This window comes from Neisseria sp. P0009.S007 (assembly GCF_051962515.1).
On sequence record NZ_JBQCVF010000808.1, the window covers coordinates 1 to 633 of the forward strand.

A 633-nucleotide genomic window follows, 5' to 3' on the forward strand; every position below is an offset into this window, starting at 1 on the left:
ACGGCCCTGATCGTCGATATAGGCCAATCCGGCCGCATCGCGGATAATGCGCTGGCAGCCCGGTACGCTCCAGCCCTCGCCGAGCCAGCCGGTACCGTCTTGGTCGGAATAATAGCTGCGGCTCCATACCAGCGGCAGAATACCTTCAAAGGCAAAGTCGGTTTCACCCTCCAAAAACTTCAAACCGTGTATCGGATTGACCGGACGGCCGGCACCTACCGCACCCTTGCAGGACAAACAGGTTTTAGGGGGGAGTCTTTTGCTGAACTTGCCGTTCATATGGAACATATCGCCAGTACGCACGATATAGCGTTTGCGGATTTTAACCGAGGAAGAATGGCGCATCGGCCAGGCCGGTTTGGTGGCGGTGCGGCTTTTTACCCCTTTACGGCCCGGAAGGGCGATTTCATCGCCATAAGTTTTGTGCGTCTTACTGGCATTAAAGACAAAAGCAGGCTTGCGGTTGAGGCGTACGTCTTTGGCGACGGTTTTGGCACCGCCGAGATCAGCAAAGAGTGGGAAGGGGATGGGTGGAACGGAAGGGGGAGCGGGTGGAGGCGGCCAGCAGAAATCGGGGACGGTAAAGACAACGCGGAATTTGCTGCTTTTACGGGCGATTTTATTGACGGCCAT

1 protein-coding gene is annotated in these 633 nt (G+C 56.2%); it reads right to left on the reverse strand.

Annotated elements, in window-relative coordinates; translation table 11 throughout:
- Positions 1-633: DUF6531 domain-containing protein (locus tag ACTHS3_RS16515; protein WP_440368575.1), on the reverse strand; the 633-nt coding region annotated here is incomplete at both ends.